Source organism: Nocardia sp. NPDC057353, from assembly GCF_042667085.1.
GTDB lineage: Bacteria > Actinomycetota > Actinomycetes > Mycobacteriales > Mycobacteriaceae > Nocardia.
The window spans coordinates 57,810-82,784 of sequence record NZ_JBHVAK010000019.1 but is presented as its reverse complement, the minus strand read 5'-3'; the positions used below and the strand labels follow the sequence as shown (position 1 = coordinate 82,784).

The window sequence follows — 24,975 nt, the reverse complement described above, 5'->3', positions numbered from 1 at the left end:
CGCGGGGCTGAACGGCCTGGCACTATCCTGAGCACCATGGCAGCAGGGAAGGCCGCTTCCAAGGAAGCGAAGGCCGCGGCGAAGGCGGCGCGCAAGCAGCAGTCGAAGGAACGCAGGCAGCAGCTGTGGCAGGCGTTCCAGATGCAGCGCAAGGAAGACAAGCTGCTGCTGCCGCTGATGATCGGCGCGGTGCTCGGCACCACGGTGCTGTTCTTCCTGATCGGCCTGTTCTTCGGCATCCACTGGTTCCTGCTGCCGCTCGGCCTGCTGCTCGGCGTCCTGCTCGCCTTCATCATCTTCGGCCGCCGGGTGCAGCGCACCGTCTACACCCGCGCCGAGGGCCAGGCGGGCGCCGCCGCCTGGGTGCTGGACAACCTGCAGGGCAAGTGGCGGGTCTCGAACGGCGTCGCCGCCACCACCCAGCTGGACGCGGTGCACCGGGTGATCGGGCTGCCCGGCGTCATCTTCGTCGCCGAGGGCAACCCGCAGCGGGTCCGCTCTCTGCTCGCCCAGGAGAAGAAGCGCACCGCGCGGCTGATCGGCGACACCCCGATCTACGACGTCGTGATCGGCAACGACGAGGGCCAGGTGCCGCTCAAGGAGCTGCAGCGCTACCTGACCAAGCTGCCGCGCAATATCGACAGCAAGCGGATGGACAACATCGAGGGCAGGCTCTCCGCGCTCAGCTCGCGCAGCGGCCCCGCGCTGCCCAAGGGGCCGATGCCGGGCAACGCCAAGATGCGCGGCATGCAGCGCACCATCCGGCGCCGCTGATCAGCGCGAGCGCACCAGCACGGTGCCGGTGGCGCGGTCGTGCATGCCGCGGCCGTCGGCGTCGGTGAAGAGCGCCGGGATCACGAACACCAGCAGCGCCTGCCTGGCCAGCGCCCGGACGAAGCCGACCGGGATCGGGCCCTCGATCCTGGCCACCCGCAGCCGGGCGAAGTACTGGCCGGGGGTGAAGCCGAACAGCGTCACCGCGGCGATGCCGGTCACGAACCAGATCAGCAGCGGCAGGTTGGCGTTCACCCCGCGCACGATGAGCGCGGAGATGCCGACCGCGATCATCCAGTCCAGGAAGATCGCGAAGACCCGCCTGCCCATGCCCGCGATCGAGCCCGCCCCCTCCCGGGGCAGCCCGAACTGCTCGCCCCGATACTCCGACGCGGCCGGGTCCCCCGGCTCCGCCGCGGGTCCGGACAGCCAGGAACCGGTGATACGCGCCATGCCCCCAGGATAGGTCGTCGTGTTCGCCCGATTCACCCGGTGTTGCCGCACACCGGCAGTTAACCGCCGCCTCGGCGCCCGCCCTGCGTGCCGGGCCTGGGTGCTCGTGGCGCAGCACGGCATGTGAGCAAGGTCCTGGCCGGTCGGCCGAGCCCGGCTGCCGAACCTTCGCTGGGGCTGCGGCGGGGACCGTCATTCCACCTGGTCAGGGCCGTGGCTACGGCCGGGCAACCGCCGTGCGGCGCCACGCGCAAACCCGTGCCCACGTCGTGCGCGAGCCGCGCGCATGGCAGGATCGGCGGTGGTCCGGGGCGAGGCGGGCAACCTCACACCTGTCGCCCTACGTGTAACACTCGCGAAACACAGCCTTGATTGCCGGGAAACACCGCGTCCATAGCGTCTCTCGACGAACCCACGCAATCGACACGGGCTGGGAACCGATCGGTAAGGAGAACAAGTGACGTTCAGCACGGCCGACGAGGTCATCAAGTACATCGCGGAGCAGGAGGTCGAGTACGTCGACATCCGCTTCAGCGATCTGCCCGGTGTGCAGCAGCACTTCTCCATCCCGGGCAAGGCGTTCACCGCCGACCTCGTCGAGGACGGCCTGGCCTTCGACGGCTCGTCGGTCCGCGGTTTCCAGTCCATCGACGAGTCGGACATGCTGCTGCTGCCCGACTTCAGCACCGCGCAGCTGGACCCGTTCCGCGCCGCCAAGACGCTGAACATCAACTTCTTCGTGCACGACCCCTTCACCCGCGAGGCGTACTCGCGCGACCCGCGCAACATCGCCCGCAAGGCGGAGGAGTACCTGCGCAGCACCGGGATCGCCGACACCGCGTTCTTCGGCCCCGAGGCGGAGTTCTACATCTTCGACTCGATCCGCTACGACTCCGGCATCAACGGCGCCTTCTACGAGATCGAGTCGGTCTCCGGCTCCTGGAACACCGGCGCCGAGCGCGACCCGGACGGCAAGCTGAACCGGGGCTACAAGGTCCGCAACAAGGGCGGCTACTTCCCGGTGGCGCCGTACGACCACTACGTCGACCTGCGCGACAAGATCTCCACCAACCTGCAGAACGCGGGCTTCGAGCTGGAGCGCGGGCACCACGAGGTCGGCACCGCGGGCCAGGCGGAGATCAACTACCGCTTCAACACCCTGCTGCACGCCGCCGACGACCTGCAGCTCTTCAAGTACATCGTGAAGAACACCGCCTGGGCCGAGGGCAAGACGGTGACCTTCATGCCCAAGCCGCTCTTCGGCGACAACGGCTCCGGCATGCACGTGCACCAGTCGCTGTGGAAGGACGGCAAGCCGCTCTTCCACGACGAGGCGGGCTACGGCGGCCTCTCCGACCTGGCCAGGCACTACATCGGCGGCATCCTGCACCACGCCCCGTCGCTGCTGGCCTTCACCAACCCGACGGTGAACTCCTACCACCGCCTGGTCCCCGGCTACGAGGCCCCCATCAACCTGGTGTACTCGCAGCGCAACCGCTCCGCCGCGGTCCGCATCCCGGTCACCGGCAACAACCCGAAGGCCAAGCGCATCGAGTTCCGCGCGCCGGACTCCTCGGGCAACCCGTACCTCGCCTTCGCCGCCATGCTGATGGCGGGCCTGGACGGCATCAAGAAGAAGATCGAGCCGCTCGCCCCCGTCGACAAGGACCTCTACGAGCTCCCGCCGGAGGAGGCCAAGGGCATCCCGCAGGCCCCCACCAGCCTCGCCTCGGTCATCGACCGGCTCGAGCAGGACCACGAGTACCTCACCGAGGGCAACGTCTTCACCGAGGACCTGATCGAGACCTGGATCTCGCTCAAGCGCGAGGGTGAGATCGCGCCGGTCAACCTGCGGCCGCACCCGTACGAGTTCGAGCTGTACTTCGACGTGTAAGTCGTCCGCGTCACGGGTTCTCCGAGGCCCCGGCATTCCGATGGGGGATGCCGGGGCCTCGGTCCGTGTACGGGGCCCGACCGTTGATCATGACGCAGCCACAGACGCCTCGCGGGTGAGCAGTATGCATTTCGTAGGGCTGGAGCCAACGTTTTGCATACTGGTCGAGTTCTAGCGGACGGTGATGCGCGTCGGGTCGGGGAGTTCGTGGGGGCGGGTGTCGGTGTACCAGGCGTATTCGATGGCGCTGAGCAGGCCATTCTGGGCCCAGAGGAGGAGTTCGCCGATGGGGGCGGTGTTCTCGTCGGAGACGGTGGCGTCGGTGAGGATGCCGGTCAGCGCATCGGCGGCGCGGGGGGAGTCCGCGGTGACTCGTAGGTCGAGGCTGGGGGATTCCGGGCCCCAGGTGGCGACGGCGCGGGTGTGGGGGAGCTGGGCCGCGTACTCGGGGTGGGCGGACAGGAGGGTTGTGAGGACGGCGGTTTCCCGGGCGGTGAGTGCGCGCGGCGGGATCGAGGTGCTGCCCACGGGGCTCCTTCAAGTTCGTGAGTCTCACGGCGCAGAGCGGGGACGACGGGGCGGAGATCACCCGCTGGATCCTGGTCGACGGCCGGGTGATCTCGGAGCAGACCTCGAGCGGCCTGTACGCCGTCGCGAGCTGCAGCGGGGACGCGGACGGGGAGTAATCCGACCGGTCTCCGGGGGTGGCACCGGTCGGCACCGGAAACTCCTCCGGAACCCCTCCCGACCTGGTTCGATGGGCAATCGGTCCGCACTCATAGCGGGCTGACATCATCGAGCGGGAGGGTTCATGACCGATCAGTACGGGCGGCCCCAGCAGTATCCGGCGCCGCCGCCGCAGGGGCAGTACCCCGGTGGTTACGGGCCGCAGGGGTACGCGCAGCCGCCGCGGAAGAAGGCCAAGTGGCCGTGGATTCTGGGCGGGATCGCGCTGGTGATCCTGCTCGGGGTCGGCGGATGCATGGCGCTGATCGCGGGAGCCGTGAACGAGGTGGACAAGGAGGCGGCGCGCGAGGTGACCGTCACCTACGAGGTGCAGGGCAGCGGGGGCTCGACCTCGGTCACGTACTCGGGGCGGGACTTCAATATCGCGCAGGAGTCGGAGGCGGCGCTGCCGTGGAGCAAGGACGTCACCATCGACGGGCTCGGCAAGTACGTCAGCCTGACGGCGCAGAACGGCGAGGACGGTGAGGAGCTCTCCTGCCGGATCCTGGTCGACGGCCGGGTGATCTCCGAGCAGACCTCGAACGGCCCGTTCTCCATGGTCAGCTGCAGCGGGGACGCGGGCGGGGAGTGAGCGGAGCCGGCCGGTGGGACGCGCGCCCACCGGCCGGGCCAGGCGTCAGCCGCCGAAGCGGGCCAGCACCGAGCTGGCCTCCTGCGACGCGGTGCCCTCCTCGGCGAGGTGCGCCATGGCGGGGGCGATCTCGCGGCCGTGGTGCGCCATGGCCTGCGCGTAGAGCCTGCCCGCGCGGTACGAGGAGCGGACCAGCGGGCCCGCCATGACGCCGGCGAAGCCGAGCTCCTCGGCCACCCGGGAGTGCTCGACGAACTCCTCCGGCTTGACCCAGCGGTCCACCGGGTGGTGCCGGGGGGAGGGGCGCAGGTACTGGGTGATGGTGAGGATGTCGCAGCCCGCCTCGTGCAGGTCGCGCATGGCCTGGGTGACCTCCTCCGGCGTCTCGCCCATGCCGAGGATCAGGTTGGACTTGGTGACCAGCCCGGCCTCGCGGGCGGCGGTCAGCACCGACAGCGAGCGCTCGTAGCGGAAGGCGGGGCGGATGCGCTTGAAGATGCGCGGCACCGTCTCCAGGTTGTGCGCGAGCACCTCGGGGCGCGCGGAGAAGACCTCGGCCAGCTGCTCGGGCACGGCGTTGAAGTCCGGGATGAGCAGCTCGACGCCGGTGTTCGGGTTCAGCGCCTTGATGGCGCGCACCGTCTCGGCGTAGAGCCAGGCGGCGCCGTCCGCCAGGTCGTCGCGGGCGACGCCGGTGATGGTGCTGTAGCGCAGCCCCATGGCCTGCACGCTCTCCGCCACCCGGCGCGGCTCGTCGCGGTCGAGCGCGGCGGGCTTGCCGGTGTCGATCTGGCAGAAGTCGCAGCGGCGGGTGCACTGCTCGCCGCCGATGAGGAAGGTGGCCTCGCGGTCTTCCCAGCATTCGAAGATATTGGGGCAGCCCGCCTCCTCGCACACGGTGTGCAGCCCCTCGCGCTTCACCAGCCCCTTGAGCTCGGTGTACTCGGGGCCCATGGTGGCGCGGGTGCGGATCCAGTTCGGTTTGCGCTCGATCGGGGTCTCGGCATTGCGGGCCTCGATGCGGAGCAGCTTGCGCCCCCGGGGGGCGCTGGCGGCCTCGCCGGGGGTGGAGCGGGGCGCGGGAGTCTCGTGAGCGGTGGTCACTGTCTCGACCTTACGCCGTCGTCGCCGTCGGCTGCGGGCGGGCGATGGTGTGCTCGCGCACGGGCAGCTCGCCGTCGAGCGCCTGCGCGATGGCCGTGGCGACCAGCGGCTTCAGCTCGGCGACGGTGACCTCGCGGCCCAGCTCCCTGGTGAGCGTGGTGACGCCCGCGTCCCGGATCCCGCAGGGCACGATGGCCTGGAAGCCGTCGAGGGCGGGGTTGCCGTTCAGCGCGATGCCGTGCAGCGCGACGCCGCGCTGCACCCTGACCCCGATGGCGGCGATCTTGCGCTCGGCCAGCGCGCCCGCCGCGGGCAGCCAGACGCCGGAGCGGCCCTCCACCCGGCCGCACTCGATGCCGAACCCGGTGCAGACGCTGATCAGCGCCTCCTCCAGCCTGCGCACGTACTTCACCACGTCCACCGGCTCGGCGAGCCGGACGATCGGGTACCCGACCAGCTGACCCGGGCCGTGCCAGGTGATCTTGCCGCCGCGGTCGACCTGCACCACCGGGCTGCCGTCGATCGGCAGGTCCTCGGCCTCGGTGCGGCGGCCCGCGGTGTAGACGGAGGGGTGCTCGAGCAGCAGCAGCCGGTCGGCGCCGCGGCCATCGGCGCGCTCGGCGGCGATCGCGCGCTGCAGGTCCCAGGCGCGGTGGTAGTCGATCAGCCCCAGATCCTCGACCACGATCGGGGTCGAGTCGGAGCGGGCGGACGGTGTGGTGTTCACAGCGGCGACGTTACGCCCCGAGCCGCTGGTCGGGTTCGGTGACCGGCAGCGTGAGCTGCATGAGCGTGAGATCCATCCACAGGCCGAACTTTCTCCCCACCTCGGGAAGTTCGCCGACGGTGCGGAAGCCGAACTGCTCGTGCAGCGCGATGGAGCCGGTGTTGCTGGACTCGATCGCGGCGATCACGGCGTGCACCGACCCCGATTCCCTGGCCCGCTCCAGCAGCGCGGTGAGCAGCGCGCGGGCCACGCCGCGGCGCTGGAAGCGCTCGTCCACGTAGACCGAGTTCTCCACGCTGTGCAGGTAGCCGAGCTTGGGGCGCCACTGGCCGTAGCTCGCGTACCCCGCCACCTCGCCGTCGATCTCGGCCACCAGGATCGGGTGCCCGGCGGCGGCGCGGGCCGCGAACCACGCCTCCCGCTCCTCGATACCGACCTCGTCGACATCCCAGATCGCCGTCGAGGCGGCGATATTGGCATTGTGGATGACCAGAATCGCCGGTAGGTCGCTCTGCACGGCATCACGAACCTTCACGCTGTATCCATTGCGCGTGAGCGAGGGCCCTCCGTGGCTACGCTCCGTTTCCGCCTCCGGGCCTGACTCGCTCACGCGCCGTCCCCAGCCGGGTCGAAGAGATCGGTCAGCGCGGTGCCGAGGGTGGGGTGGCGGAACACGTAGTCGCTCTCCTCCAGGACGGTCGGGATGGCGCGCGGCCCGCGCAGCACCGCCTCGTCGGCGAACTCGCCGACGGCGGCGCGCAGCACGAACGAGGGCACCACCAGCGGGGTCGGCCTGCGCAGGGCGCGGCCGAGCGCGCGGGTGAACTCGGCATTGGTGACCGGGGCCGGGCCGACCGCGTTCACCGGGCCCGCCACCCTGGAGTCGGCGAGCACGTGCCGGATCGCGCCCACCTCGTCGGCGAGCGAGATCCACGGCGTGTACTGCCTGCCGTCGCCGAACCGGCCGCCGATCCCCAGCCCGAAGAGCGGGCGGAGCACGCCGAGCAGCCCGCCGGTGCGGGCCAGCACCAGGCCGCCGCGGAGCAGCACGGTCCGCACCCCGGCGTCGGCGGCGGGCGCGGTGGCGGCCTCCCAGTCCCGGCAGAGCGTGGCGAGGAAACCGCTGCCGGGCCGGGCGGTCTCGTCGATCACCCGGTCCCCGGTGGCGCCGCCGTAGACGTGCACGCCGCCCGCGTTGACCAGCACCGGAACCCCGGCCGCCGCGACCGCGCCCGCCAGCACGTCGGTGGGGGTGATCCGGCTGTCCCGCAGCTCCTGCTTGAACCGGCCGGTCCAGCGCTGGGCGTGGGTATTGCGCCCGCACAGGTTGACGGCGGCATCGGCCCCGCGCAGCGCCCGCTGGTCCAGCTCGGCGCGCGCGGGGTCCCAGGCGAACTCGTCGGGTGCGGCGGGTTGCCGCCGCACCAGGCGAGCCACCTCGTGCCCGTCCCGGCGCAGTGCCGCGACGAGCGCCGTCCCGATCAGGCCGGACGAACCGGCGACAACGACCTTCATCGAGACGGCCGCCTTCCGCTACAGCCCCAGATCGGCCTCGAACGCGGCTTCCTCCAGCCGGTGCCGGATGGTGGTGAGGAAGCGGCCCGCGTCCGCGCCGTCGATCAGGCGGTGGTCGTAGGTGAGCGGCAGGAACGCCATCGAGCGGACGCCGATGGACTCGCTGCCGCCCTCGTCGGTCACCACCACCGGGCGCTTGACGATCGCGCCGGTGCCGAGCATGGCCGCCTGCGGCGGAACCAGGATCGGGGTGTCGAACAGCGCGCCCTGGCTGCCGATGTTGGTAATGGTGAAGGTGCCGCCGGAGAGCTCGTCCGGCTTCAGCCCGCCGCTGCGCGCCCGGCCCGCGATATCCGCGATGGCCCTGGCCAGCCCGGCCAGCGAGAGGTCACTGGCATTGTGGATGATCGGCGAGAGCAGCCCCTGCTCGGTGTCGACGGCGATGCCGAGGTGCACCGAGGCGTGGTAGGTGATCTGCTTGCTGCCGTCGTCGTAGCTGGCGTTGACGTTCGGGTGCACGCCGAGCGCCTCGACCACGGCCTTGGCGAAGAACGGCAGGAAGGTGAGGTTGACGCCCTCGCGCTCCTTGAACGCCGCCTTGGCCTTAGCGCGCAGCGCCGCGATCCGGGTGACGTCGACCTCGTGCACCTGGGTGAGCTGCGCGGTGGTGCGCAGCGACTCCAGGGTCTTGGTCGCGGTGATCTGCCGGATCCGGTTCGCCTTCTGCGTGGTGCCGCGCAGGTGGGCCAGCTCCGGAGCGGGCTGCGGCTTCGCCGCGGGCGCGGCCGCGGCGGCGGGCGCCTGCTGCTGCGCGGGCGCGGCGGCGGGCTCGGGGGCCTTCTTGGCCTCGGCCGCGGCCAGCACGTCCTGCTTGCGGATGCGGCCGCCGACGCCGGAGCCGCTCAGCTCGCCGAGATCGACGCCGTTCTCCTCGGCCAGCCTGCGCACCAGCGGGGTGACGTACGGGGTGGCACCGGCGGCGGGCTCGCTCTTCGGCGCCGCGGCCTTCGCGGCCGGGGCGGGCGCGGGCTTCGAAGGCTTCTCTTCTTCCTTCGGCGCTGGGGCCTGCTCGGGCTCGGGTTCCGGCTCCGGTTCGGGCTCGGGCTCCGGCTCGGCTTCCTGCTTCGGCGCCGGGGCGGGCGCGGGCTCGGACTTCGGCGCGGGCGAGCCGCTGCCGATCACGCCGAGCTGACCGCCGACCGCGACCACGTCGTCCTCCTCCGCGGTGATCTCGAGCAGCGTGCCCGCGACCGGGGAGGGGATCTCGGTGTCGACCTTGTCGGTGGAGACCTCGAGCAGCGGCTCGTCGACGGCGACCTCGTCGCCGATGGCCTTGAGCCAGCGGGTGACGGTGCCCTCGGTGACCGACTCGCCCAGCTCCGGCATCTTCACCGGGGTGCCGTCGCCGGACCCCGACGACGCGGCGGGCGCACTCTGCTCGGGCTCGGCGGCGGGCTGCTCCTCGGCCGGGACCTCCGCGTCCGCGGGCGCCTCCTCGGCGGCCGGGGCCTCCTCGCTCGGCTGCTCCTCGGCGGCCGGGGCGGGGGCCTCGTCGCCGCCGCTCTGCTCACCGGCATCGCCGATCACGCCCAGCTCACCGCCGACCTCGACCACGTCGTCCTCCTGGGCGACGATCTTCGTCAGCACACCTGCGGCCGGAGACGGGATCTCGGTGTCGACCTTGTCGGTCGATACCTCGAGCAGGGGCTCGTCGACCTCGACCGTGTCTCCTTCCTGCTTCAGCCACCTGGTGACCGTTCCCTCGGTGACGCTCTCACCAAGAGCCGGCATCTGGACGGAGAAGGCCATGTCCGTTGACTCCTTGACTGCTCGACGGGTCTACAACAGTTCGCTGCCCGGTGGGACACCGCCGCGGGTCGCGGCGACGTCCGCGCGCGCTCGGCACCGGATATCTGTGTGGTTTCTTGTACCGCGGTCCATCCTTGCACTCGCGCGCGTGGCGTGTGGCACAGGGCGGGCAACTGCCGGGCTCGGGCAGTATGGAGATACCCGGCCGCGGCGCAGGAACCCCCGGCCGGCGGGAGACGAGGAGGTGATTCTGCGATGGGGCTGCTGGATCGCTTCCGTGGTGCCGCCGCCAGGGCCGGACGGGCGGCGCGGCCGGGCGGGGTGCGCGGCGAGGACGCCCGCTACCTGGCCGACTGGGTGCGCACGCACACCGGCGTCGAGGGCTATGTGGAGCCGAAGACCACCGTGACCGATGTCACGGTGGTGCTGATCGCCGCGGACGGGGAGTGGACCCGCCGAGTGGTCGGCGAGCGCGGGGCGCGCAGGCTCGCGGGTGACCTCGGGATCCCGGTCTACGACGTGGAGCGCACCGGCTACCCGCAGCGCATGCGCGACCACGACGAGCGCGAGCGCATCCGCCGCAAGCGCGAGCTGGAGCGCGAGCTCGACGAGCTGTGAACGGCCCGGCGGCGTACGCCGGGCCGTTCCGCGCTACTCGGTGACCGGCTCGGCCGCGATCTCCTCCAGCACCGCGATCAGCGTGCGCACCGGGACGCCGGTGCCGCCCTTGCCGATGTAGCCGAACGGGCCGCCGGAGTTGTAGGCCGGGCCCGCGATGTCGATGTGCGCCCACTGCACGCCCTCGGGCACGAACTCCTTCAGGAAGAGCCCGGCGGAGAGCATGCCGCCCCAGCGGTGCCCCGCGACGTTGGCGAGGTCGGCGACCTTGGAGTTCAGGTCGGCGCGCAGCTCGGCCGGGAGCGGCATGGCCCACCCGTGCTCGCCGACCGCGCGGGAGATCCCGGCCACCCGGTCGCGGAACTCGTCGGTGCCCATGACGCCGGGGGTGCGGGTGCCGAGCGCGACCATCTGCGCGCCGGTGAGCGTGGCGACGTCGATCAGGAACTCCGGGTCGTCCTCGCCCGCGCGGACGATGGCGTCGGCCAGGATCAGCCTGCCCTCGGCGTCGGTGTTCAGCACCTCGACGGTGGTGCCGCCGTACTGGGTGAGCACGTCGCCGGGGCGCTGCGCGGTGGAGGACGGCATGTTCTCCGCCATCGGCACCGTCGCGGTGACCGTGATCGGCAGGCTCAGCCTGGCCGCGAGCAGCGTGGTCGCGATGACCGCCGCCGCGCCCGCCATGTCGGAGGTCATGGCGTCCATGTTGGCGGCGGGCTTGATCGAGATGCCGCCGGTGTCGAAGGTGATGCCCTTGCCGATCAGCGCGACCCGGCGCGGCCCGCCCTCGTAGCGGATGCGGACCAGCCGCGGCGGCCGCGACGACCCCTTGCCGACCCCGATGATGCCGCCGTAGCCGCCCGCCGCCAGCGCCTCCTCGTCCAGCACCTCGACCGCGAGCCCCGCGCCCTCGGCGAGCAGCGCGGCGCGGTCGGCGAACTCGGCCGGGAACAGGTGGCTGGGCGGGGTGTTCACGAAATCGCGGGCGGTGGCGACCGCCTCGGCGACCAGCCGCGCGCGGAACAGCGCCTCCTCGCCGAACTCCGGCTCGGGCACCAGTAGCTCGATCCTGGCGGGCGGGCGCTCGTCCGGCTTCGGCGCGCTCTTCGCCGAGCGGTACGGCGCGAAGGTGTAGGCGCCCAGGTAGAAGCCCTCCGCGGCGGCGCCGAGGTCGAGCCCGGAGAGCGTGCTCGCGACCTGCTCGGCGCCGCTCAGCGCGCGCGCCGCCACGCCGGCCGAGCGCCGGATCTGCTCGGCGTCCAACTTCTCCGCCGAGCCGAGGCCGACGGCGAGCACGCTGGTGACGCCGTCCAGCCCGGCCGGGGCGGGCACCCGGGTGAGCTCCTCCGCCTTGCCCCTGGCGCCGACGGCGCCGAGCTGCTCGAGCAGGGCGCCGCGCAGGTCGGCGCCGAGCACGTCGGTGAACAGGTCATCGGGCACGATCGCCGGGCCGTTCTCGGACGAGGTGACACCGATGACGAGCACGTCGGTGTCGGGGCCGAGTGTGGTGGTACGAGCCAGTTCCGGGCCGAGCGGGCGGTCAGCAGCAGCGGTCATCAGCACAGGCTACTGCGTATCCGTATCACGATCGCTCCTCGGCGCATCCAGTGCTATGCCGCTGCTGTGTATTGCCGCATTTGGAGAACCGTAGGCTGTTCCGCTCTGAACGCGGTGCAACGTCCTACCCGCTGTGTAGCCTAACGACCATGCTCACCAGGCTGGAGATTCGCGGGTTCAAGAACCTCCTAGACGTTCAGGTCGACTTCGGCCCATTCACCTGTATCGCGGGAGCGAACGGGATGGGCAAGTCAAACGTATTCGATGCGATCGAGTTCTTGTCGTACCTGGCTACCGATCCCTTGATGGAGGCATCGCAACGGGTTCGAGGCGCATCAGGGATGAGGGGCGGTGATCCGCGGGATCTCTTCTGGGACGGCTACCGGGACCATCAACGCAAGATGTCCTTTGCGGTCGAGATGATAGTTCCCGCTGAGGTCGAGGACGACCTTGGAGCTCCGGCCAAGCCAACTACGACATTCTTGAGGTACGAACTCGATCTCGGCTTCTCTGACCCGGTAGGGGAGAGCAGCATGGGGCGGCTCACTCTAGAGCGCGAGGAGTTGCGTCATATAACGAGGGGTGACGCGCCTCGTCATCTGAAGTTTCCCCATAATGTAAAGAATTTCAGGAACACGATTGTTGCTGGACAGAGGCGTGGTGGAGCATTCCTGTCGACACATGAGCGGGAAAACGGGACAGTAATCAACGTGCACGGCGACGGCGGTAGCTTCGGAAAGCCTCAGCCGAGGGCTGCAGCGCGTGCTGGCAGGACTGTTCTAAGTACAGTGACGACAAATGACTATCCCACGATTTTGGCTGCGCGCCGAGAGATGCAGAGCTGGCATCGATTGGCTCTGGAGCCTTCGGCTCTAAGGGCTCCGGATGGCTTCGTCGACCCGCGTTCGATGGAAACCAACGGCCGCCATCTCGCTTCGACGCTCTATCGGATCGCGAATGACACCTCGTATGCAAGTGGCGACGTTGATGCAGAGGCCGTGTATGCGCAAGTATCGGACCGTTTGTCAGACCTCTCTGGTGTTAGTGTCGAATCGATAGTCGTCGAGCCGGATCAAGTCAGGGAAGTGTTCACGCTCTTCCTTACCGAGAGAAGTGGACTGCAGCTTCCGGCGCGTGCACTCTCGGAAGGGACCCTTCGATTCCTCGCTCTTTGTGTGCTGCTTGAAGACCCTAGTTTTACCGGTCTTATTTGTATGGAGGAGCCTGAGAATGGTATTCATCCTGCGAACCTTCCGGCCATGGTTCAGTTGGTTCGAGACCTTGCTGTGGATCCCACCCAGGCTCCTGGCGCGGAGAATCCCTTCCGTCAAGTGATCATCAATACACACGCTCCCGGCGTAGTTCAACTCTGTGATCCGGCGGATCTGCTTCTCGCTGAAACCCGTCCTCAGCGGGCTCAGGATGGCTCCGTTACCACCGCGCTCGCACTGCTTCCGTACTACAAATCTTGGCGAGCGGCCCGGGGGGCACGTTCATTCTCCGAGGGAGACGTCGTGGCATATCTTGCCGCTCCTGCAGGTGCCCAACTCCGGCTGCCGCTGGAGATGATCGGGTGAAGCCCCTGACCTTATCCGGGCTGTACGTGTGTGAGGGTACTTCGGACTTGCCGTTGGCGGATATTATCGAAACTTTGTTTTTGGAGAAGGGAGTCGAAATCCGGCTGACCAAGCCCGACTTCCGAATACTCGCTGGTGTCCCGAAAGATGTGGAGTCCAGAATTACTGCCGGTTTGGCACTTCTTGGATTCGACCCGGACATCATTGTCGTGCATCGGGATGCAGATGGGGATGGATGGGAGCGCCGGAAGAAGGAAATTCGGACTGCGGTTAATCATGCTGCTCCTCAGATTCCTTGTGTGGTTTCCGTTATTCCTGTCCGGATGACCGAAGCGTGGTTGCTACTCGACGAAACGGCGATCAGGAGGGTGGCTGGAAAACCCTCCGGAAAGGCATCCCTAAATCTCCCTGGACCAAAAAAGATCGAATCTGAGCCCGACCCTAAGCAATTATTGAAGATGTGCTTACTTGAGGCCTCGGAATGCACGGGGCGGCGCCGTGAGAGGGTTGCCAAACGATTCAACGAGCATAGGCGTCAACTTCTCGAGCGCGTAGGCGGATCCGAAGGAGTGAAGACTCTTCCGAGTTGGCAGCGGCTCCTCGACGAGGTGGACGCAGTTATCGCTGGGCTTGAGGACTGATCGTCGGCTTGTCCGGCTGAGGCAGCGTCGACTCCGCGAACGGCCGCTAAGCTGCCTCGGGTGACCGACACCGAGCTGCTCCGAGGGCCCATCGACGCCGTGCACGCCGAGCTGGGGGCCACCTTCGCGCCGTTCGGCGGGTGGCGGATGCCGGTCTCCTACGCGGGCACGGTGCGCGAGCACACCGCGGTGCGCGAGACGGTCGGGCTCTTCGACGTGAGCCACCTCGGCAAGGCGACGGTGCGCGGCCCCGGCGCGGCGGAGTTCGTGAACGGCGCCTTCACCAACGACCTGGACCGGATCCGGCCGGGTCGGGCGCAGTACACGCTCTGCTGCACCGACGACGGCGGCGTTGTCGACGACCTGATCGCCTACTTCGTCGGCCCGGACGAGATCTTCCTGGTCCCCAATGCCGCCAATACCGCCGAGGTGGTGTCCCGGCTGCGCACGGCGGGCACCGGCGGCGTCACGGTGACGGACGACCACCGGGCCTACGCGGTCTTCGCCGTGCAGGGCCCGCGCTCGCCCGCGGTGCTCGAAAGCCTCGGCCTGCCCGCCGATCTCGGCTACATGGCCTTCGCCGACGCCGAGTGGCAGGGCCGCGCGGTCCGGGTCTGCCGCACCGGCTACACCGGCGAGCACGGCTACGAGCTGCTGCCCCGCTGGGACGATGCCGAGCCGGTGTTCCGCGCGCTGCTGGACGCGGTGCGCGCCGCGGGCGGGCAGCCCGCCGGGCTCGGCGCCCGCGACACCCTGCGCACCGAGATGGGGTATCCGCTGCACGGCCACGAACTCGGGATCGACATCAGCCCGCTGCAGGCGCGCTGCGGCTGGGCGGTGGGCTGGGCCAAGCCGCGGTTCTGGGGCAAGGCCGCGCTGGAGCGGGAGAAGTCGGCGGGCCCCGCCCGCACCCTGCTCGGGCTGCGCGCCATCGACCGCGGTGTGCTGCGCCGCGGGCAGCGGGTGCTGCGCGACGACGAGGTGGTCGGCGAGACCACCTCGGGCACCTTCTCGCCGACCCTGCAGGGCGGGATCGCGCTCGCGCTGCTCGACACCGCCGCCGGGCTGGAGCCGGGCGCCGAGGTCACCGCCGACGTCCGCGGCAGGCGGCTGCGCTGCGCGGTGGTGCGGCCCCCGTTCGTGGACGCGCGCCCCGCCTGAACAGGGCGCACCGATAGGATCGCCGGTATGACCGCTGCTGCACAGTTCGCCCGTATTCCGCACCCCGCCCGCACCCCGGGTGAGCGAGTACAGGAGATTCTGGCGGCGCCCGGCTTCGGCCGGTACTTCACCGACCACATGGTCTCCATCGACTATCGGGACGGTGGCTGGACCGATGCCAGGGTCGAACCGTACGCGCCGCTGCAGATGGACCCGGCCACCATGGTCTTCCACTACGGCCAGGCCATCTTCGAGGGGCTCAAGGCGTATCGGCAGTCGGACGGCAGCATCGCCTGCTTCCGGATCGACGCCAACGCCGCGCGCTTCCGGCGCTCGGCGCGCAGGCTCGCCATGGCCGAGCTCCCGGACGAGCTCTTCATCGAGTCGGTGCGCGCGCTGCTCGAGGTCGACAGCGACTGGGTGCCCGCCGCGGGCGGCGAGGACGCGCTCTACCTGCGGCCCTTCATGTTCGCGACGGAGGCGGGGCTCGGCGTCAAGCCCGCCTCCGGCTACAAGTACCTGCTGCTCGCCTCGCCCGCGGGCGCCTACTTCCCGCGCGGTGTGAAGCCGGTGAAGGTGTGGCTCTCCACCGAGTACGTGCGGGCGGCGCCGGGCGGCACCGGCGAGGCCAAGGTGGCGGGCAACTACGCCTCCTCGCTGCTGGCCCAGGCCGAGGCCACCGAGAAGGGCTGCGACCAGGTGGTCTGGCTGGACGCCTGCGAGCGCGCCTACGTCGAGGAGATGGGCACGAACAACCTGTTCTTCGTCTTCGGCTCCGGCTCGGAGGCCACCCTGGTGACGCCGGAGCTCTCCGGCTCGCTGCTGCCAGGCATCACCCGCGATTCGCTCCTCACGCTGGCGGCGGACGCCGGGTACCGGGTGGAGGAGCGCAAGGTCTCGGTGCGCGAGTGGCTGGAGGGGGCGGCCTCCGGCGAGATCACCGAGGTGTTCGGCTGCGGCACCGCGGCGGTCATCACCCCGGTCGGCTGGGTGCGTTCGCCCGAAGGCGAAGTCGCGATCGGCGGCGGCGAGCCGGGCGAGGTCACCCTGGCGTTGCGCGACACCCTGACCGGGATCCAGCGCGGCACCTTCGCCGACACCCACGACTGGCTCTTCCGCTTCTGAGCGCGGGCGCGCAGCCCTGCCGTCCGGAACGTCCTGCGGGGCTGCTGCGCGTGTGCTGGGCTCAGCCCGGCATCAGCATGTGCCATTCGTCGAGCGTCTGCGGGCGCAGCACGTAGTTCTTGTCGCGCACCGTGCCGAGCGGGGCGCTCGGTTCCTGCGAGTACCAGTGCCCCGGATACACCACCGGGTCGCCGCGCAGCCCGGCGAGATACCGCAGGCTGCGGAACATGGCGTCGGAATCGCCGCCGGGGAAATCGGTGCGGCCGCAGCCGTCGACGAACAGCGTGTCCCCCGCGACGAGCCGGTTCTCGAAGAGGAAGCACTGGCTGCCCGGGGTGTGTCCGGGCGTGTGTAACAATTCGATCTCGAAAGTCCCGACGCTGAGCTTGTCGCCGTGGTCGTGGCCGGTGAGTTCGCTTTCCGCGATGCCGGTGACATTCGCTACCCAGCTCAGCTCGTTGGCGTTCACGTGCACCGGCACGCTGGTCTTCTCCAGCAGTTCGCGCACGCCGCGCAGGGTGAAGCCGAGCATGGTGCCGCCCACGTGGTCCGGGTGGTGGTGGGTGGCGAGCACGCCGGTCAGGCGCAGGCCGTCGGCTTCCGCGAGGTCGACGAGATCGCCCGCGGCATAGGCGGGGTCGACGACGACGCACTCCCCGGTCTCCCGGTCGCCGATCAGGTACGCGAAATTCCGCATCTGCGTCGCGATCGGATCGCCGACGGCGAAATCCCGGCCGGACAGCAGCTGGCGGAAGTACAGGCGCTCGGAAGACATGGCGTCCACCTTATTGTGCGACCCAGACGATGCGTGCGAGTCGGCCGGAAAATGTCCACTGGCCCAGACTGTGGTGGTCGCCACGTTTGATCGGCGGCACTTCGGAATTGGCAGTTCGGATTGCCGAATGGTGGCTTGTCCGTGACCGGAAACAAACAGTTGTGCGTGCTCTGCAGTAGCTGGATTGCGCTGTTCGTGCGGTCAATCGCTGAATTCGCGGCCGGGTATCGGGCTCTCCGCCCGCTCAGCCGAGGGTGAGGAGGACGGCGGCCGTTGCCGTCGCCGTCTCCACCGCCGCGCCGAGGACGTCGCCGGAGAGACCCTCGAAACGGCGGACGCAATGCTGCGTCAGCAGTGCGGCCGCGATGAGCGCGGCGGCGACCGCGAGCGGGCCGTGCCAGGGTGCGGTGCCGGGCAGCAGGGCCGCGGCGGCGAGTGTCGCGGCGCTCCAGAGCGCGGCCGTCGCCGGGCGCTGGGTGGCGGCGACCAGTGCGCCGAAGCCGGTGTCCGGCGCGGCGGGGGCGCGGACGCAGGCGAGGACCGCGGCGACCCGGCCGGTGACCACCGCGAGCGCGACGCCCGCCCAGAGCCCGGCCTCCGCGAGCGCCGCGAAGGCGGCGGCCTGGGTCAGGACGGCCAGCAGCAGCGCCGCGGTGCCGAACGGCCCGATGCCGCCGTCCTTCATGATGCGCCGCGCCCGTTCGGGCGGGCCGTAGCAGCCGAGGCCGTCCGCGGTGTCGGCGAGGCCGTCCAGGTGCATGCCGCGGGTGGCGACGGCGAGCGCGCCCACCGCGAGCAGCCCCGCGAGCAGCGCGCCCGCGCCCGCTGCGGTGAGCGCCCAGAGCACCGCCGTCGCGAGCGCCCCGAGCAGCAGCCCCGCGATCGGCGCCGCCGCGATCGCGCGCCCCGCGACCCCCCGGTCCACCTCGTCCGGCCCGCGCACCGGCAGCACGGTGAGCCAGGAGAGCGCGAGCCGCAACCCCGTACTCACCGGCGCGCGCGAAGGCGGGGATGGACTTCGCCACTACCGCGGGAGAGCTCTCGCCGGTTGCGGTCCCCGTCATCGGCCGCGCCGCGGCCGCTCATCGCGACGCGGGGCCGCGCGCGGCCGAGGACGAGGGCCGCATCGGGGCCGCCCACCGCGGCGCGGGGCCCGTGGCTCACTTGCGCAGGTTCGGCAGGGGGGCGGCGGCTTCGGCCGGGGTGCTGACGCCCGCGTCGCCGAAGGTCGCCATCTCGCCGAGCGCGGCGACGGCGGCGCGCAGCAGGGGGAGCGCGGCGAGCGCGCCGGAGGCCTCGCCGAGCCGCATGTCCAGGTCGAGCAGCGGCTCCAGGTGCAGGTGCCGCAGCGCCAGCCGGTGCGCGGGCTCGCTGGAGCGGTGCCCCGCCACCCACCAGGCCTTGGCGCCGTCGGCCAGATCCTCGGCGACCAGCGCGGCGGCGGTCACCACCATGCCGTCCAGGATCACCGGGGTGCGCCTGGCCGCGGCGCAGGCCAGGAAACCGGTGATCGCGGCGATGTCGGCGCCCGCGCCGACCCGGAGCAGCGCCACCGGCTGCCGCTTGGCGACCGGCCGGATCCGGCGCATGGTGTCGCGCACGGCGGCCAGCTTGCGGCTCCAGCCCGCGTCGTCGACCCCGGTGCCGCGGCCGATGGCGGCCACCGGCTCGGCGCCGGTGAGCGTGGCGATCAGCGCGGTGGCCGGGGTGGTGTTGCCGATCCCCATGTCGCCCGCGATCAGCAGGTCGGCGCCCGCGTCGATCTCCTCGTCGGCGATGGCGCGGCCCGCGTCGAGCGCGGCCTGCACCTCGTCCTCGCTGAGCGCGTCCTCGCGGTCCACCGAGCCGCTGCCGCGGCGCACCTTGTGCGCGGAGATCGACGGGTCGGTGTCGGCGTCGACGGCGATGTCCACCACCCGGACGGTCGCGCCCGCGACGGCGGCCAGCGCGTTCACCGCGGCGCCGCCGCCGAGGATAGTGGCGACCATCTGCGCGGTCACCTCGCTCGGGTAGGCCGAGACGCCGTGCCGGGCGACCCCGTGGTCCCCGGCGAAGACCACCACCCGCGCCCGCTCGAACTGCGCGGGCGGGCAGGCGCTCTGGCAGGCCGCGACCCAGTTCCCCAGCTCCTCGAGCCTGCCGAGCGCGCCCGCAGGCTTGGTGAGCTGCGCCTGGCGCGCCACGGCGGCCGCGCGCACGAGGGCGTCGGGAGCGGAGACCGGTTCGAATCCGTGTGTCACTGTCAGCCTTTCCGCGTGCTTCCGGCGCGCGACCGGTGGCCGCGCGCTGCCGCTCCATAGTGTCCGATGCGGCCCGGCCTACTTCACCCGCATCGGTATCCCGGCCACCACCAGCACCACCTCGTCGCAGACCCGGGCCAGGCGCTGGTTCAGCGCGCCGATCTCGTCCCGGAAGAGCCTGCCGGAGCGGGTCGCCGGGATCACACCGAGCCCGACCTCCGGGCTGACCAGCACCAGCCGGTGCCGGTAGCGCTCGACCGCCGCGACGAGGGCGTCCGCCTCGGGGGCGACGGTCCCGCGCGGCGCCTCCCAGGCGTCGAGCGCGTCGATCCGGGCGGTGAGCCAGGTGCCGATGTCGTCCACCAGGGTCGCCGACCCGGCGCCGTCGGCGGGCGCGGCCAGGATCGCGGCCGGGTCGGCGCTCTCCAGCACCTCCCACGCCGCGGGTCTGCGGGCCCGGTGCGCGGCGATCCGCTCGGCGAAGTCGCGGTCGGCGGGGTCGGGGACGGCGGTGGCGAGGTAGCGGACGGGGCCGTGCGCGCCCGCCAGCTCCTCGGCGTGCGCGGACTTGCCGGAGCGCGCGCCGCCCAGCACCAGCGTGCGGAGCCCGGCGGGGGAGTCGGCCATGCCGCGCAGGCTACCGGGGCTCGCCGCCGAACCGGCGCCGGTACTCGGTGGGCGCGATCCCGACCTGGCGCTGGAAGTGGTGCCGCAGCAGCGCGGCCGAGCCGAACCCGGCCAGCCCGGCGATCCGCTCCAGCCCGTCGTCGGAGTCCTCCAGCAGGTGCTTGGCGTAGAGCACGCGCTGGGTGGTGAGCCACTTCACCGGGGTGGTCCCGGTCTCGGCGGCGAAGCGCCGCGCGAAGGTCCTGGTCGACATGCGCGCGCGGGCGGCCAGCTCCTCGACGGTGTGCTGCCGCTCCAGGTTCTCGCTCATCCAGGTCAGGGTGGTGCCGAGGCTGTCCGAGGTGCACTCGGCGATCGGGCGCTCGATGAACTGCCGCTGCCCGCCGTCGCGCTGCGGCGGCACCACCATGCGCCGGGCGATGCCGTTCGCGGCGGCGCTGCCGATCTCCCGGCGCACCAGGTGCAGGCAGGCGTCGATGCCCGCCGCGGTGCCCGCACTGGTGATCAGCGTGCCCTCGTCGACGAAGAGCACGTCCGGGTCGACGGTCGCGGCGGGGTAGCGCGCGGCGAGATCGTCGACGTAGCGCCAGTGCGTGGTGCACTTGCGGCCGTCGAGCAGCCCGGCCTCGCCCGCCAGGAAGGCGCCGGAGCAGACGGTGAGCACGGTGGCGCCGGCGTCGGCGGCGCCGCGCACCGCGTCGACCAGCCGCCGGTCGAGCCCGTCGTCCAGTGCGCTGACCGGGAAGGCGGGCACCGCGACCAGGTCGGCGTCGGCCAGCTCGTCCAGCCCGTAGTCCGGGGTCACGGTGACGCCGGGCGTCGAGGAGCGCAGCGGCCGCCCCGGCTCCGCGCCGCAGACCCGGAAGTCGAAGCCGGGCAGCCCCTGCTCGGTGCGGTCCAGCCCGAAGACCTCGCAGACCACGCCGAACTCGAACATGGCCATCGTCTCCGCGAGCACGACGGCGACCTTCTGCAGCATGGGATCAGGGTAACTGGCCGAATCTTTGCGAACAATGTCAGAGCTGCCACTTTCGGCGGGATATCAACGAGCGAAAAATTACTGCCATGATTGGTTTCCTGCTCGCCCTCGCCGTCGTCCTGCTGCTCGGAGCGCTCATCGCCGCCGGCCCCGCCCGGGCCGGCTCCGGTGGCATCCAGGACCGGGACGCCGAACGGTTCCGCGCCGACCTCGCGGCGCTCGCCACCCGGGTGGGTCACCACCGGTGACCCGCCCCCGACAGCGGAACGGCCCGCCGGTGGTACCGGCGGGCCGTTCTCGTGAGCGCTGGGTCAGACCGGGTCGCCCGGGGTGAGCCGCGGCTTCGGCGCGCGCATCTTGCGGATCTGCGAGGCGCGCACGAAGGCGTACCAGCCGAGCTTGAAGCCGGTGTCGGTGGTGTCCGGGTAGCGCTCGCGGACCCGGTTGTTGACGATCCGGCCGAGGAAGACGCCCTCGATGATCATGAACGCCATCATCACCAGCATGGCCAGCGTGACGATGGTCTGCAGCCCCGGCGCGGCGAACATGGAGAGGATCAGCACCAGCGCCATCGGCATGAAGAGCCCGACCAGGTTGCGCCTGGCGTCCACGATGTCGCGCACGTGCGCGCGCACCGGGCCGCGGTCGCGGGGGAGCAGGTACTTGTCCTCGCCCGCCAGCATGCGCTCGCGGCGGTCCTGGGCGGCGGCGCGGCGCTCGGCGGCGGCCACCTTGCGCTCGGCCTTGCTGCCGCGGGTCGCCCGGCGGCGGGCCCGTGCCTCCTTGGAGGTCATCGGCGCGGGGGCGACCGGGCCGCGCTTGCGGGCCTCGGCATCCCGGCGCCGCGGGGTGGGGCGGCCCTTGCCCGCGGTGGCGGTGGCTTGGACGGCTTCTTCGGTGCTCGCGTCCGCCGTGGTGACGGCGGTCGCGTCGGTGGTATCGGACTCGCCGCGACGGAACAACTTCACGCGACCAGGCTATTCGATGGCGCCGACCACGTGATACTCCGGTCCCGGGCAGCGCGCGGGCGGGTGCGGGTGGCAAGATGGAATAGCGGCCCGACGAGTGGCGTTGAACCTGCCCGACCGGCACGATTCGGCGTGCATCGCTCGCGGGCGACCACAGCTGTCCCTAGGAGAGTCCATGACTGTGCAGAACGAGACCGCAACCGCCACCCACGGCGTGAAGCTGACCGACGCTGCCGCCGCCAAGGCGAAGGCGCTGCTGGACCAGGAGGGCCGCGACGATCTGGCGCTGCGGATCGCGGTGCAGCCGGGTGGCTGCGCGGGCCTGCGTTACCAGCTGTTCTTCGACGACCGCAACCTGGACGGCGACCTGACCGTCGAGTTCGGCGGCGTCAACCTCGCGGTGGACCGGATGAGCGCGCCGTACGTCGAGGGCGCCTCGATCGATTTCGTGGACACCATCGAGAAGCAGGGCTTCACCATCGACAACCCGAACGCCACCGGCTCCTGCGCCTGCGGCGACTCCTTCAACTGACGATCGATTGATACGGTGTGGGCCGGGACGTGACGTCCCGGCCCAACGCCGTCGCGTCCCGCTCACGCAGGCCGCCTACCGTCGAAGGACTCCGCCTCGTGACCATCGCTGTCTCCGCGTCCATCGCGACCGACCACCTCATGCGTTTCCCCGGGCGGTTCGCCGACGCGCTCCTCGCCGATCAGCTCGAGCACGTCTCCCTGAGCTTCCTCGTGGACGACCTGCAGATCCGGCGCGGCGGGGTCGCGGGCAACATCGCCTACGCCATCGGGCAGCTCGGTGGCAGCCCGCTGCTGGTCGGCGCGGTCGGCGCCGACTTCGGCGAGTCCTACCGCGGCAAGCTGGAGGCGAGCGGCGTCGACTGCTCCGCGGTCCGGGTCTCCGAGTCCGCGCACACCGCCCGCTTCGTCTGCACCACCGACGACGACATGGCGCAGATCGCCTCCTTCTACCCCGGCGCCATGAGCGAGTCCCGCGACATCGGGATCGGCGAGCTGGCCGAGAACCACGAGTTCGACCTGGTGCTCGTCGGCGCCAACGACCCGGAGGCGATGCTCAGGCACACCGCCGAGTGCCGCGAACTGGGGATTCGCTTCGCCGCCGACCCTTCGCAGCAGCTCGCGCGGCTCGACGGGGACCAGGCGGTGCAGTTGATCGACGGCGCCGACTATCTCTTCACCAACCGGTACGAGTGGGCGCTGCTGCTGCAGAAGACCGGGCTCACCGAGGACGAGGTCGCCGCGCGGGTCGGCATCCGGGTCACCACGCTCGGCGGTGATGGTGTCCTCGTCGTCGACCGGGACGGGACCTCCGTCGAGGTCGGGGTCGTCCCCGAGAACACCAAGGTCGAGCCGACCGGCGTCGGCGACGCGTTCCGCGCCGGGTTCCTCACCGGGCACACCGCCGGACTCAGCCTCGAGCGCTCCGCCCAGCTCGGCTCGCTGGTCGCGGTCCTGGTGCTGGAGACCATGGGGACCCAGGAGTGGGCCCTGGACAAGGTGGACGCGGTCGAGCGGCTCACCAAGGCGTACGGCCCCGAGGCCGCCGCCGACATCGAGCGCGTGCTCTGAGACCCGCCGCCCGCCACTTCGCCCATGTTACTAACGTGAATGTTAGTAACATGGGCGTTAGTAATTGAGGGCCGGTGGAGGTGGCATGGCGGAGTTCGTCGGCAGGCGGCGTGAGCTGAGGCTGCTCGACCGTGAGCTGGCCAAGGTGGTCGCCGGGGTCGGCGGTTCGCGGCCGGGGCGTTGTGTGCTGCTCAGAGGTCGCCGCCGAGTCGGTAAATCGCGGCTGGTGGAAATTTTCGCGGAACGGGCTGAGGTGCCCTTCCTCTTCTATGCGGCTACCGGGGCCTCGCCGGAAGTGGATCTCGCGCGGCTCGGTCGCGACGCGCAGGCGTCCTCCCTGCCATCGGCCGACCTGCTGGCGGCGGCTCGCCCGTCGAGCTGGGACGCCGCCTTCGACATCCTCGGCGCCACCCTGCCATCGGACCGGGCGAGCGTGGTGATCATGGACGAGGTGCCCTACCTGATGGACTCGGAGGGGAACTTCGAGGGCATGCTGCAGCGGGCGTGGGATCGGGTGCTGGAGACGAAACCGGTGCTGCTGATCCTCATCGGGTCCGACCTGTCGATGATGGAGGCACTGAACAGCTATGGCCGCCCGTTCCACCAGCGCGGCCGCGAGATGGTGCTCGGCCCGCTCGATCCGGCCGAGGTCGGCGAGATGCTCGACCTCGAGCCCGCGGCGGCCTTCGACGCCGCACTGATCACCGGGGGATTGCCGCTCGTCTGCGCGGAGTGGCCCCGTGGCGCGGGCATGTGGGAGTTCTTGGCAGATGCGCTCGACGACCCGGTGTCGGCGCTGCTGGTCTCGGCCGAGCGCTCGCTGGCAGCGGAGTTTCCGCAGCAGGCGCAGGCCAGGGCCGTGCTGTCCGCGATCGGCAGCGGTGAACGGACGTTCTCGAATATCGCCCGCGCCGCAGGCGGAATCAGCGCGGCCTCGCTGCAGCGTTCGCTGGCGGTCCTCACGGACAAGCGGGTGATCGCGGCGGAGCTGCCGGTGGCGCCGTGGCCATCGAAGGATCGCCGCTACCGCGTTGCCGATCCCTACCTGCGGTTCTGGCTGAAGCTACTCGGGCCTGCGATGCCGGAGATCGAACGCGGCCGCGGTGACCTGACGCTGGCGCGGATCCGGGAGAACTGGACGAGCTGGCGCGGCCGGGCGATCGAACCGCTGGTGCGCGAAGCGCTCGCGCGGCTGCTGCCCGACGCGAACCTCCCCGCCGCGCCCGCCATCGGCGGCTACTGGACCCGCACCAACGATGTGGAGATCGATATCGTCGGTGCCGACCGGCAGCCCGTCGCCAAGGAACTGCTGTTCGTGGGCTCGGTCAAGTGGCTGGAGAACTCGCCGTTCGACCGGCACGATCTCGCCGCGCTGCACCGGCACCGGGCCGCACTCACCGCCGAACCGGTGCCGGTGCTCGCCGTCTCGCGCAGCGAATTCGACTGCCGGGGGCTCGACGCGACCTACGGGCCCGCCGAGCTCCTCGCGGCGTGGTCGACCTGACCGCGGG

27 protein-coding genes are annotated in these 24,975 nt (G+C 71.0%); 13 read left to right on the top strand and 14 right to left on the bottom strand.

The features are described from left to right. Nucleotides 1-36: 36 nt before the first annotated feature. Nucleotides 37-774, top strand: a complete 738-nt coding sequence (locus ACFUUZ_RS12710) for a DUF4191 domain-containing protein (RefSeq protein WP_378695489.1) — start codon at nt 37-39, stop codon at nt 772-774. Here the strand turns inward: ACFUUZ_RS12710 and ACFUUZ_RS12705 are convergent, their stop codons facing one another. Next, entirely contained in the window at nt 775-1,227 is a 453-nt protein-coding gene (locus ACFUUZ_RS12705) for an RDD family protein (protein ID WP_378695487.1), read from the bottom strand. 457 nt (nt 1,228-1,684) lie between these two features. On the opposite strand from ACFUUZ_RS12705, the gene glnA reads away from it, so the two are divergent. Further along, complete coding sequence (gene glnA / locus ACFUUZ_RS12700) at nt 1,685-3,121, top strand: type I glutamate--ammonia ligase (protein WP_378695485.1); 1,437 nt, start codon at nt 1,685-1,687, stop codon at nt 3,119-3,121. A gap of 171 nt (nt 3,122-3,292) precedes the next feature. Here glnA and ACFUUZ_RS12695 read toward each other — a convergent pair whose 3' ends face one another. Further along, nucleotides 3,293-3,649, bottom strand: coding sequence for a hypothetical protein (locus tag ACFUUZ_RS12695; protein WP_378695483.1), 357 nt, complete (start codon nt 3,647-3,649; stop codon nt 3,293-3,295). A 17-nt stretch (nt 3,650-3,666) separates the two neighbouring features. Here ACFUUZ_RS12695 and ACFUUZ_RS12690 point away from each other — a divergent pair, with 17 nt between their 5' ends. Both ACFUUZ_RS12690 and ACFUUZ_RS12685 read left to right on the top strand, forming a co-directional pair. Further along, nucleotides 3,667-3,807, top strand: coding sequence for a hypothetical protein (locus ACFUUZ_RS12690; protein WP_378695481.1), 141 nt, complete (start codon nt 3,667-3,669; stop codon nt 3,805-3,807). 125 nt (nt 3,808-3,932) lie between these two features. Further along, nucleotides 3,933-4,439: an MmpS family transport accessory protein gene (locus ACFUUZ_RS12685; protein ID WP_378695480.1), complete on the top strand. Its 507-nt coding sequence runs from the start codon at nt 3,933-3,935 to the stop codon at nt 4,437-4,439. Between the two features lie 45 nt (nt 4,440-4,484). On the opposite strand, the gene lipA is transcribed toward ACFUUZ_RS12685, so the two are convergent. The 5 genes from lipA to sucB all read right to left on the bottom strand — a co-directional run bounded on the left by lipA (nt 4,485) and on the right by sucB (nt 9,594). Beyond that, nucleotides 4,485-5,543, bottom strand: coding sequence for a lipoyl synthase (gene lipA / locus ACFUUZ_RS12680; RefSeq protein WP_378695478.1), 1,059 nt, complete (start codon nt 5,541-5,543; stop codon nt 4,485-4,487). Nucleotides 5,544-5,553: 10 nt separating this feature from the next. Next, nucleotides 5,554-6,270: a lipoyl(octanoyl) transferase LipB gene (gene lipB / locus ACFUUZ_RS12675; protein ID WP_378695476.1), complete on the bottom strand. Its 717-nt coding sequence runs from the start codon at nt 6,268-6,270 to the stop codon at nt 5,554-5,556. A 10-nt stretch (nt 6,271-6,280) separates the two neighbouring features. Next, nucleotides 6,281-6,805, bottom strand: a complete 525-nt coding sequence (locus ACFUUZ_RS12670; protein WP_378695474.1) for a GNAT family N-acetyltransferase — start codon at nt 6,803-6,805, stop codon at nt 6,281-6,283. Between the two features lie 71 nt (nt 6,806-6,876). Continuing rightward, on the bottom strand, nt 6,877-7,785 hold the full coding sequence (locus ACFUUZ_RS12665; RefSeq protein WP_378695472.1) for a TIGR01777 family oxidoreductase: 909 nt from the start codon (nt 7,783-7,785) through the stop codon (nt 6,877-6,879). Between the two features lie 18 nt (nt 7,786-7,803). Continuing rightward, entirely contained in the window at nt 7,804-9,594 is a 1,791-nt protein-coding gene (sucB, locus tag ACFUUZ_RS12660; RefSeq protein ID WP_378695470.1) for a 2-oxoglutarate dehydrogenase, E2 component, dihydrolipoamide succinyltransferase, read from the bottom strand. 255 nt (nt 9,595-9,849) lie between these two features. Here sucB and ACFUUZ_RS12655 point away from each other — a divergent pair, with 255 nt between their 5' ends. After that, nucleotides 9,850-10,212 carry an oxidoreductase gene (locus ACFUUZ_RS12655; RefSeq protein ID WP_378695468.1) on the top strand — a complete coding sequence of 121 codons (363 nt, stop codon included), beginning with the start codon at nt 9,850-9,852 and terminating at the stop codon, nt 10,210-10,212. 33 nt (nt 10,213-10,245) lie between these two features. On the opposite strand, the gene ACFUUZ_RS12650 is transcribed toward ACFUUZ_RS12655, so the two are convergent. Beyond that, the gene (locus ACFUUZ_RS12650; RefSeq protein ID WP_378695466.1) at nt 10,246-11,769 is read right to left on the bottom strand and encodes a leucyl aminopeptidase; all 1,524 of its coding nucleotides are present in this window, start codon (nt 11,767-11,769) and stop codon (nt 10,246-10,248) included. Nucleotides 11,770-11,918: 149 nt separating this feature from the next. On the opposite strand from ACFUUZ_RS12650, the gene ACFUUZ_RS12645 reads away from it, so the two are divergent. The 4 genes from ACFUUZ_RS12645 to ACFUUZ_RS12630 are packed head-to-tail and all read left to right on the top strand — an operon-like array spanning nt 11,919 to nt 16,273. Continuing rightward, complete coding sequence (locus ACFUUZ_RS12645; protein ID WP_378695464.1) at nt 11,919-13,346, top strand: AAA family ATPase; 1,428 nt, start codon at nt 11,919-11,921, stop codon at nt 13,344-13,346. After that, entirely contained in the window at nt 13,343-13,987 is a 645-nt protein-coding gene (locus tag ACFUUZ_RS12640) for a hypothetical protein (protein WP_378695462.1), read from the top strand. The genes ACFUUZ_RS12645 and ACFUUZ_RS12640 overlap by 4 nt, the downstream gene beginning before the upstream one ends. Before the next feature lie 60 nt (nt 13,988-14,047). Beyond that, nucleotides 14,048-15,148 carry a glycine cleavage system aminomethyltransferase GcvT gene (gcvT, locus tag ACFUUZ_RS12635; RefSeq protein WP_378695461.1) on the top strand — a complete coding sequence of 367 codons (1,101 nt, stop codon included), beginning with the start codon at nt 14,048-14,050 and terminating at the stop codon, nt 15,146-15,148. A gap of 27 nt (nt 15,149-15,175) precedes the next feature. Then, entirely contained in the window at nt 15,176-16,273 is a 1,098-nt protein-coding gene (locus ACFUUZ_RS12630; protein WP_378695459.1) for a branched-chain amino acid aminotransferase, read from the top strand. A 61-nt stretch (nt 16,274-16,334) separates the two neighbouring features. On the opposite strand, the gene ACFUUZ_RS12625 is transcribed toward ACFUUZ_RS12630, so the two are convergent. The 5 genes from ACFUUZ_RS12625 to ACFUUZ_RS12605 all read right to left on the bottom strand — a co-directional run bounded on the left by ACFUUZ_RS12625 (nt 16,335) and on the right by ACFUUZ_RS12605 (nt 20,894). Beyond that, nucleotides 16,335-17,048: an MBL fold metallo-hydrolase gene (locus ACFUUZ_RS12625; protein ID WP_378695457.1), complete on the bottom strand. Its 714-nt coding sequence runs from the start codon at nt 17,046-17,048 to the stop codon at nt 16,335-16,337. Between the two features lie 244 nt (nt 17,049-17,292). After that, nucleotides 17,293-18,039: an adenosylcobinamide-GDP ribazoletransferase gene (locus tag ACFUUZ_RS12620; RefSeq protein ID WP_378695455.1), complete on the bottom strand. Its 747-nt coding sequence runs from the start codon at nt 18,037-18,039 to the stop codon at nt 17,293-17,295. A gap of 169 nt (nt 18,040-18,208) precedes the next feature. Then, complete coding sequence (gene cobT, locus ACFUUZ_RS12615) at nt 18,209-19,288, bottom strand: nicotinate-nucleotide--dimethylbenzimidazole phosphoribosyltransferase (protein ID WP_378695453.1); 1,080 nt, start codon at nt 19,286-19,288, stop codon at nt 18,209-18,211. 78 nt (nt 19,289-19,366) lie between these two features. After that, nucleotides 19,367-19,915: a bifunctional adenosylcobinamide kinase/adenosylcobinamide-phosphate guanylyltransferase gene (gene cobU / locus ACFUUZ_RS12610; protein WP_378695451.1), complete on the bottom strand. Its 549-nt coding sequence runs from the start codon at nt 19,913-19,915 to the stop codon at nt 19,367-19,369. A 10-nt stretch (nt 19,916-19,925) separates the two neighbouring features. Beyond that, the gene (locus ACFUUZ_RS12605) at nt 19,926-20,894 is read right to left on the bottom strand and encodes a helix-turn-helix domain-containing protein (protein ID WP_378695449.1); all 969 of its coding nucleotides are present in this window, start codon (nt 20,892-20,894) and stop codon (nt 19,926-19,928) included. 86 nt (nt 20,895-20,980) lie between these two features. Between ACFUUZ_RS12605 and ACFUUZ_RS12600 the strand changes: the two genes are divergently transcribed. After that, on the top strand, nt 20,981-21,142 hold the full coding sequence (locus tag ACFUUZ_RS12600) for a hypothetical protein (RefSeq protein WP_378695447.1): 162 nt from the start codon (nt 20,981-20,983) through the stop codon (nt 21,140-21,142). A gap of 63 nt (nt 21,143-21,205) precedes the next feature. Here ACFUUZ_RS12600 and ACFUUZ_RS12595 read toward each other — a convergent pair whose 3' ends face one another. Next, nucleotides 21,206-21,862 carry a DUF3043 domain-containing protein gene (locus ACFUUZ_RS12595; RefSeq protein WP_378695445.1) on the bottom strand — a complete coding sequence of 219 codons (657 nt, stop codon included), beginning with the start codon at nt 21,860-21,862 and terminating at the stop codon, nt 21,206-21,208. A 175-nt stretch (nt 21,863-22,037) separates the two neighbouring features. On the opposite strand from ACFUUZ_RS12595, the gene ACFUUZ_RS12590 reads away from it, so the two are divergent. The 3 genes from ACFUUZ_RS12590 to ACFUUZ_RS12580 all read left to right on the top strand — a co-directional run bounded on the left by ACFUUZ_RS12590 (nt 22,038) and on the right by ACFUUZ_RS12580 (nt 24,968). Further along, on the top strand, nt 22,038-22,394 hold the full coding sequence (locus ACFUUZ_RS12590; RefSeq protein ID WP_067655095.1) for an iron-sulfur cluster assembly accessory protein: 357 nt from the start codon (nt 22,038-22,040) through the stop codon (nt 22,392-22,394). Nucleotides 22,395-22,492: 98 nt separating this feature from the next. After that, entirely contained in the window at nt 22,493-23,464 is a 972-nt protein-coding gene (locus ACFUUZ_RS12585) for a carbohydrate kinase family protein (protein ID WP_378695443.1), read from the top strand. Between the two features lie 85 nt (nt 23,465-23,549). Next, entirely contained in the window at nt 23,550-24,968 is a 1,419-nt protein-coding gene (locus ACFUUZ_RS12580) for an ATP-binding protein (protein WP_378695441.1), read from the top strand. The last annotated feature ends 7 nt before the right edge of the window (nt 24,969-24,975 follow it).

Excerpts from the sequence above, each read along its gene's own strand:
- ACFUUZ_RS12710 (WP_378695489.1), top strand. The coding sequence starts at position 37 with ATGGCAGCAGGGAAGGCCGCTTCCAAGGAAGCGAAGGCCGCGGCGAAG.
- ACFUUZ_RS12705 (WP_378695487.1), bottom strand. The coding sequence starts at position 1,227 with ATGGCGCGTATCACCGGTTCCTGGCTGTCCGGACCCGCGGCGGAGCCG.
- ACFUUZ_RS12685 (WP_378695480.1), top strand. The coding sequence starts at position 3,933 with ATGACCGATCAGTACGGGCGGCCCCAGCAGTATCCGGCGCCGCCGCCG.
- ACFUUZ_RS12665 (WP_378695472.1), bottom strand. The coding sequence starts at position 7,785 with ATGAAGGTCGTTGTCGCCGGTTCGTCCGGCCTGATCGGGACGGCGCTC.
- sucB (WP_378695470.1), bottom strand. The coding sequence starts at position 9,594 with ATGGCCTTCTCCGTCCAGATGCCGGCTCTTGGTGAGAGCGTCACCGAG.
- ACFUUZ_RS12655 (WP_378695468.1), top strand. The coding sequence starts at position 9,850 with ATGGGGCTGCTGGATCGCTTCCGTGGTGCCGCCGCCAGGGCCGGACGG.
- ACFUUZ_RS12650 (WP_378695466.1), bottom strand. The coding sequence starts at position 11,769 with ATGACCGCTGCTGCTGACCGCCCGCTCGGCCCGGAACTGGCTCGTACC.
- ACFUUZ_RS12645 (WP_378695464.1), top strand. The coding sequence starts at position 11,919 with ATGCTCACCAGGCTGGAGATTCGCGGGTTCAAGAACCTCCTAGACGTT.
- ACFUUZ_RS12630 (WP_378695459.1), top strand. The coding sequence starts at position 15,176 with ATGACCGCTGCTGCACAGTTCGCCCGTATTCCGCACCCCGCCCGCACC.
- ACFUUZ_RS12625 (WP_378695457.1), bottom strand. The coding sequence starts at position 17,048 with ATGTCTTCCGAGCGCCTGTACTTCCGCCAGCTGCTGTCCGGCCGGGAT.
- cobU (WP_378695451.1), bottom strand. The coding sequence starts at position 19,915 with ATGGCCGACTCCCCCGCCGGGCTCCGCACGCTGGTGCTGGGCGGCGCG.
- ACFUUZ_RS12605 (WP_378695449.1), bottom strand. The coding sequence starts at position 20,894 with ATGCTGCAGAAGGTCGCCGTCGTGCTCGCGGAGACGATGGCCATGTTC.
- ACFUUZ_RS12600 (WP_378695447.1), top strand. The coding sequence starts at position 20,981 with ATGATTGGTTTCCTGCTCGCCCTCGCCGTCGTCCTGCTGCTCGGAGCG.
- ACFUUZ_RS12590 (WP_067655095.1), top strand. The coding sequence starts at position 22,038 with ATGACTGTGCAGAACGAGACCGCAACCGCCACCCACGGCGTGAAGCTG.
- ACFUUZ_RS12580 (WP_378695441.1), top strand. The coding sequence starts at position 23,550 with ATGGCGGAGTTCGTCGGCAGGCGGCGTGAGCTGAGGCTGCTCGACCGT.